At 85.2% G+C, this 1,488-nt stretch carries 1 pseudogene; it reads left to right on the top strand.

Going from position 1 to position 1,488, the window contains the following annotated elements:
- Positions 1–276: 276 nt before the first annotated feature.
- A pseudogene (locus AB4039_RS42165) lies at positions 277–1,488 on the top strand (hypothetical protein); the annotation flags it as partial.

Genomic DNA, 1,488 nt, shown 5'->3' with positions numbered 1-1,488 from the left:
CACCCGGACCCGGCGGCCCACCAGGGCCCGGCCGCCCGCCCGGCCCCGACGGCTCACCCGRCCCCGGGCAGCCGYCCGGMYCCGGCGGCCCACCCGGACCTGACGRSCCRCCCGGCCCAGGTCGCCTACCCGGACCCGGTCGCCTACCCGGACCCGGCGGCTCACGCGGCCCCGGCGGCCGGCGGCCCGGAGGCGACGCCCCCGGCCGCCCGCCCCGTCCCGGCAGCCGCCCCCGCGCCAGTGGCGGCGTCGCGCCCGTCCGCTGTCGCCGACGGGGTGGCCCACTCCGCCCGGGAGGCCGCCCCGGCCGGCGCCCCGTGCCCGGCCCCCGGCCCCGAACCGGTGGCGGCGGGGCACCCCGGCCGGTGGGTCACCCCCGAGGCCGTGGTGGTGGGCCGCCCGGCGGGGCCGGAGGAGCCGCACTCCACCCGGCCGGCGTTCCCCTCCGCCCCCGAGCCGGTGTCCCGGCCCGGGCACCCGGCGCGGCCGGAGCCCGTCGGGCCGCCCCGCGCCGCCCTGGCGGCCGATCCCGGGCCGGTGGCGCTGGCCGGTCCGGCCGGGGCCCAGGAGCCGTACCCCGCGTGGTCCGCGCGACCGGCCGACGCGGCCTCGGYGCACAGGGCCGCGCCCCCGTCGGGGCCCGTGGCCGTACCGGCGGGCCGCCACACCCACCCGGCCGACCCGCCCTCCGCCCGGGTCGCCGGCCCCGAGCCGGTGGTGGGACGCCCGGCCGGCCCGGAGGAGCCGCACCCCGTACGGGCCGTGCACCCGGCCGACGCCGAGCCCGCGCTCCGGGCCGCGCACCCGGCGGAACCGGAAGCCGTGGCGTCGGCCCGCCCCGTCCGGGCGGCCGACCCGCTGGCGGAGCCGTACGCGGCCCACCCGGCCGACCCGGGGCCGTACCCCGTCCCGGTGGCGGGGCACGCCGACGGCTCCGCCCCCCGGCAGGCCCGGGCGGGTGATCCGGTGGCGGAGCCGTACGCCGGGCACCCGGCGGGCCGGCAGCCGTACGCGGCCCACCCGGCCGACCCGGGGCCGTACCCCGTCCCGGCGGCGGGGCACCCCGACGGCTCCGCCCCCCGGCAGGGCCGGTGGGTCGACGCCGGGTGGCCGCCCGCGCGGGGCGACGTACCGGCGGCCCGCGCCGAGGCGGAGACCGAGACCGGGGCCGAGACCGAGACCGCGGCGGCGACGGCGACCGAGGCGGCCACGCCGAAGGAGCCCGAGCCCGGGATCCCGCACCCCGCCCCGCAGGGAACCGGCGTTCCCGGCCCCGGCGTGGCCGAGATCGTCGCCCGGGCCGTCGCCCGCGGCATGGACGCGACCCAGGGCGACCGGGGCGCGAGAGGGGAGGGGGACACGCTGGACATCCCCCTCCTGCGCCCCCCGCACGGCACCGCCGTCACCGACGTCCCCGTCCACCTACCCTTCCGCGCGCACCACCGGCCCCCCGAGCCCCCGCGGGACCCCCGCCCGGCGGCCCCCCGC

It is taken from the genome of Streptomyces sp. M-16 (assembly GCF_052114405.1).
In the GTDB taxonomy this organism is placed as follows: domain Bacteria; phylum Actinomycetota; class Actinomycetes; order Streptomycetales; family Streptomycetaceae; genus Streptomyces.
Note: the sequence above shows the minus strand (reverse complement) of the source record. Positions and strands in the feature narration are given on the sequence as shown.